Annotated in this window: 3 protein-coding genes and 1 pseudogene; all 4 read right to left on the bottom strand. The window is 71.5% G+C overall.

Going from position 1 to position 5,536, the window contains the following annotated elements:
• A pseudogene (locus GTW43_RS13630) lies at window positions 1-1,259 on the bottom strand (alpha-mannosidase); the annotation flags it as partial.
• The gene (locus GTW43_RS13635; protein ID WP_237536580.1) at window positions 1,252-3,234 is read right to left on the bottom strand and encodes a DUF2264 domain-containing protein; all 1,983 of its coding nucleotides are present in this window, start codon (window positions 3,232-3,234) and stop codon (window positions 1,252-1,254) included. The pseudogene GTW43_RS13630 and the gene GTW43_RS13635, both read right to left, overlap by 8 nt.
• Window positions 3,216-4,841: a substrate-binding domain-containing protein gene (locus tag GTW43_RS13640; RefSeq protein ID WP_161301937.1), complete on the bottom strand. Its 1,626-nt coding sequence runs from the start codon at window positions 4,839-4,841 to the stop codon at window positions 3,216-3,218. Before GTW43_RS13640 ends, GTW43_RS13635 begins: the two co-directional genes overlap by 19 nt.
• A gap of 5 nt (window positions 4,842-4,846) precedes the next feature.
• Window positions 4,847-5,536 (bottom strand): carbohydrate ABC transporter permease (locus GTW43_RS13645; protein ID WP_161301939.1); only part of this gene is annotated, 690 nt, incomplete at its 5' end.

Genomic DNA, 5,536 nt, shown 5'->3' on the forward strand with positions numbered 1-5,536 from the left:
GTGCCGTCGATGCCCTCCCAGTCGAACGTGTGGTGCGGCAGCTTGTTCGTCTCGTTCCAGGAGAGCTTCTGGGTCAGGAACCACTCCGCCCCGGCGAGCCGGGCCAGTTGGGGATACGCGGCCGTGTACCCGAAGGAGTCCGGCAGCCACACGCCCTTCTGCTCGATGCCGAACTCCTCGGCGAAGAAGCGCCGCCCGTACACCAGTTGGCGCGCCAGGGCCTCGCCGCCCGGAAGATTGCCGTCGGCCTCGACCCACATCCCGCCGACCGGCGCCCAGTTGCCGTCCGCGGCCGCCTTCTTCATCCGCGCGAAGACCTCGGGGTGCCGCTCGCGCATCCACGCGTACTGCTGGGCCGAGGAGCAGGCGAAGACCAGCTCGGGATACTCCTGGGCGAGCGTGGTCATGTTCGTGAAGGTGCGGGCGCACTTGCGGACCGTCTCGCGCACCGGCCACAGCCAGGCCGAGTCGATGTGCGCGTGTCCGACGGCGGAGAGTCTGTGCGCGGACGCGTGGGCCGGCCGGGCGAGCACGGCGGCCAGCCGGGCACGGGCCGCCGCCGCGGTGCCGGGCACGTCGGCCGGGTCGACGGCGTCGGCGGCGCGCCGCAGGGCGTGCAGGATCTCCATGCGGCGGCCGGTACCGAGCGGGAGTTCGTGCATCAGCTCGTCCAGGACCTCGATGTCGTGCACCAGGTGCCAGACGTCGTCCTCACGCACGGCGATCTCGGCCTGCTGGAGACGGTAGAGATGCCCGGCGCCGGCCGTCTCCCGCGAGCCGTAATGGGTGTTGACGCCTGCGCTGCCCGTGATCGGCGGGTTCGCCGCGAGCTCGATCAGGAGGTCGACGCGGTCCCCGCCGGTGGCGGACGGGGTGAGGAGCACGCTGCGGTTGTACGGGTGCAGGCCCTGGAGCGGCGCGCCGTGTGCGTCGTGCACCAGGCCTTCCGCCTGGCCGCCGGGCCCCTTGGTGAGGTCGAAGTCCAGGTCGAAGACGGCTTCGACGCGGCGCCCCGCCCAGTCGGCGGGGATCTCGGCGCGCGCTCGCATCCAGGTGGTGCACCAGGGCGCGCCCCACGTCGAGCCGATCCGGAAGGGCTCGTACAGGGCGCTCAGCGCGTCGGACACGGGGACGGGTTCGCCGTCCACGAACCAGGCGCTGAGGTCGAGCGGACGGGCGGCGCTGTAGAGGGCGGGGCGGACGACCCGGTCGAGCAGTCTGCGGATCCGGTCCTCGATGATCCGGCGGTCGTCATGCACGGGGCTGGTCCTTCCAGGGGTCGTGGGCGTCGGGATCGGGGGCGGGCAGACGGATGGTGTCCCGCGTGCCGTCCGCCCAGGTGACGTCGGCGGCGAGCGTGGTGCCTTCGGTGCGTGCGGTGACGCCGGGCAGGGTGGCGGGGTCGGCGGCGCCGAGATGGACGAGGGCGACGTGCAGGGTGCCGTGGGCCACGGGACCCGCGCTCTGCACGACCGGCGTCGCGGACAGCGGACCGAGGGCGTTGCTGTCGTGCCCGGGGACGACGCCGGTGCGGGGGAGCCCGCGCACCCCGGTGACGAGCGAGACCAGACCGTCGGATCCCGCGACCCGGGCACCGGAGCCGTCCGGCGGCAGCGTGTCGACCGCGAGCGCCCAGCCGCCGATCCGCAGGACGTGTCCGTCACCTCGATCGCCGTCGACGCGTACGGCCCTGACCTCGACGGAACCGCGCAGCGCCGAGCCGACGGTGATCCACGGCCCGAGCGTGTACGGGGCGTCGGGGCCGCCGAAGACGTCCCAGGTGGCGTCGGGGAGCCAGTGCGCGCGCGAGCGCGAGACGGCGGTCGCACCGTCGAGGGAGATCCGGGTGGCGGGGCGCCGGTGCGAGGCGCGCCCCTCCGCGTCCAGCAGCACGACCGCGTTGTCGACCGGATCCGCGTCGGCGCTGCCGCCGGGGACGGTCGGGTCACCGGGGGTCTCGGGCGCGGTGTGCGTCGAGTAGGCGAAGCGCGCGTACGACGGGTCGTCGGCGTGCGGGCGGCCCGGGTCGGCGTGGTCGCCGCCGTGGTTCACGACGCGGACGACGCCGTCGGCGGCGGTGGTGGAGACGAGCCAGCCGGGCGCCGTCAGCGCCCGTACGACGTCGGCCCGTTCGACGGCGAGCGGCGCCGCGGGCTCCGTCCACACCGGATGGTCCGGCGGCAGGGCGAGGCCGATGAATCCCTTGCTCGCCCAGTACGGGGACGCGGGCCCCGAGTAACTCTGCAGGATGCCGCGGAAGGGCCGGTGCCAGCCGAGCGTGAGCAGGCCCTGCGCGTCGACCGCCCCGTGCCCGTGGAAGTGGTCGTGCACGCGGGTGGCGAGCGCGCGCGTCTCGCCCGGCGCCAGCGGTGTCGCGTCGAACAGGGCGCCCGTCCACACGGAGGCGAGGGCCGCGTGCCGGTAGGTGAGCGAGCGTCCCTGGATCAGCGGGGAGCCGTTGGCCCCGACGAGGACCCGCTGGTCCTCGAGGAACCGACGGAGCCGGTCCCGGTAGCGGTCGAGGAGCCCGGCGGGCGCCGCGTCGCCGAGAATCCGGCAGAACCACAGGGGGTACAGGTGCATCGCCCACCCGTTGTAGTGGTCGAAGTTGCGGTGCCCGGCGCCGGTCAGGCCGTCGGAGTACCAGCCGTCGCCCGCGTACCACCCGTCGGTGAGGGCGATCGTCCGGTCGAGGTCCTGCTGCTGCCATGCGCCGCCTGCGGTGCGGGCGAAGGCCTCGGTGACGCCCTGGAACCAGATCCAGTTGTTCCCGGGCATCAGGGTGGCGACCATCGGCGCGAACCAGTCGAGGACCCGCTGCCGGACCGCTGGGTCCAGCCGGTCCCAGATCCACGGGCGGGTCTCGTGCAGGGCGAGCGCGATCGACGCGGCCTCCACCTTCGCCTGGTTGCACTCGGTGAAGGACGGCCAGCGGTCGGGATGCCGGGGGTCGGTGCCGGCGGCGAGACCGGCCGCGTACCAGCCCGCGAGGTCGTGCGGGTCCGCGCCCGCCGCCCCCGCCAGCCGGAACGCGGCCGCCAGGAACGTGCGGGCGAAGCCCTCGAGTCCGTCGCTGAGCACACCGTTGTGGCTCGGTGTGCCGGGCAGGTGGACCAGGCCGTGGCCCTCGGTCGCGTACGGACGGACGGCGAGCAGCAGGGCGTCGGCCGTGCGCTCCCAGTGGGCCCTGTCCTCGGCGGGTGTGCGGTGGTGCATCAGTGGCGGGTCTCCCATGCCTTCTCGAACTCGGCGCGGATCCGGTCGCCCGCCTCCTTGCGCCAGGTGCGCATGACGCCGTCCCACTCCTTGAGGGGGACACGGCCCTGCATGATGCCCTTGCGGGTGTCGTCCAGGGTCTTCTGCAGCAGCGCGGACTTCTGTGCGTTGGTGGGGGAGTAGAGGGTCTCGGTCGGGTTGCGGACGACGCGCTCGACGGCGTCCTTCTGGAAGGCGTACTGGGTCCGCACGATGTCGGGCTCGGCCGGGTAGTACAGCGTGAAGGGCGCGTCCGTGGCGAAGGTCGTCGGCAGCGTGACCTCGGAGGTGCCCTTCGGTGTCAGGATCGGGTCGGTGCCCTTGACGGTGTGGTCGGGGCCGCGGACGCCGTACTTGCGCAGCAGGTAGCTGTCCGTGCCGAAGGGCGCGGCGAGGGCGTTCATCGCGCGCAGGATCTGCTTGATCCGGGGCTTGGGCGCCTTCTTGATGATGAGGATGCCGTAGTAGGACTGGCCCGACCAGTACGTGCCCTTGCCGCCGTCCCAGGCGGGCGGCATCAGATAGCCGAGGTCGAAGCCCTTCGCGGTCGGGCCGTACGTCGTGTAGTAGTCGTTCCAGGCCGCGGCCCCGTCGGGGTTGATGACGAGGCGGCCGGTGCCGAACCACTCCTTGACCTTGCCGACGACGGTGTAGGCGTCCGGGTGCATGACACCGGCCCTGGTCATCCGCAGGACCGCATCCATGGCCTGCTTGGCCTCCTCGCTCTCCAGCCAGAAGGTGAACCGGCCGTTCTCCTCACGCCACTTGTTCGGTCCCCCGAGCATCTGCATCGTCGTGTCGAACGCGGTGATGGGGTCGCCCATCGCGTACTGGCTTCTCTTGTGGTCGGTGACGTCCTTGCACAGCTGGAAGAACTCCTTCCAGTTCTTCGGGTCCGGGTCGACGCCCCGCTCGGCCATCAGGTCGCGGCGGGTGAAGACCGGGCCCCCGGAGACCGGCCGCGGCATCGGGATCCCGTAGATGCCGCCGTTGAGGACGCAGGGCCCCCAGGACGCCGACGGGATGTTCGCGAGGTAGGGGTAGTCGCGGATGCTGTCGCCGGACAGGTGCGGGGTGAGGTCCTCGAAGAGAGCGTCGAGCATGCCCGGTGTCGCCGCGGCATTGTCCTTCGGCGGCAGCATCAGCATGGCGTCCGGCAGGTCGCCGCCGGCGAGCGTCACGGCGAACTTGTTGGGGTAGTCGCCGACCGGCGTGATCTCGAAGTTGAGGTCGCAGCCGACGTGCCGGTTGAGCGCCTGCCACATGGTGTTGCTCTGCACCGGCGGCGGCACGGGGTTGAAGATCAGCGTCATGATGTCGATGCCGGGGCCCTTCGCGGGCGGGCCGTCCGGGAAGGCCGTGACGGGCTCGGCGGGGTAGTGGTCGTAGCCGACCGAGACGCCGTCCGCCGTGGCGGGCATCGCCGTCTTCACGCCCTGGTAGGGGAGGTACGTGGGCAGCGGCGCGGCGGCGTTGGCGGCACGGGCCGAGACCGGCTCGTAGTCGCCGCATCCGGTCAGGGCGAGCCCGGCCGCGACTCCGGTGGCCGAGGCGAGAAAGCCGCGGCGGCTCATGGATGGCTTCATCACAGTTATCCCTTCACCGCTCCGACCATCACGCCCTTGTTCATGTGCCGCTGAAGGAAGGGGTAGACGATCACGATGGGCACGATCGAGAGGACGAGGATGGCCGCCTGCAGCGACTGTGCGGGGGGCAGGGGCACGCCGGCCGCGACATCGACCTGACCGCCGCTGAGGGCCGCGTTGTTGACGACGTAGGTGCGCAGCACCATCTGCATCGGCCACTTGGCGGCGTCGTAGATGTAGAGCAGCGCGTTGAAGAAGGCGTTCCAGTACGTCACGGCGTAGAACAGGCCGATGACGGCGACCGACGCCTTGGACAGGGGGAGCACGATCCGGGTGAGGATCGACAGTTCGGAGGCGCCGTCGATGCGGGCCGAGTCGATGAGCTCCCGGGGGATGCCCATGAAGAAGGAGCGCAGCACGATCACGTTGAACGCGTTGATCATGGTCGGCAGGATCAGCGACCAGTAACTGTTGATCATGCCCAGCTGCTTGACCATCAGGTAGCTCGGGATGACGCCCGGCACGAACAGCATCGACATCAGCAGCAGGATCAGGACGGGCTTGTGCCCGAAGGACCCGGGACGGCTGAGCCCGTACGCCAGCGAGATGGAGCTGAGCAGCGACAGGGCCGTGCCGACGACGGTGACGCCGACACTGACGAGCATGGCCTTGGAGACCAGCCCGCCGGAGAGCAG

Origin of the sequence: Streptomyces sp. SID5785, assembly GCF_009870065.1 — a bacterium.
Lineage (GTDB): Bacteria > Actinomycetota > Actinomycetes > Streptomycetales > Streptomycetaceae > Streptomyces.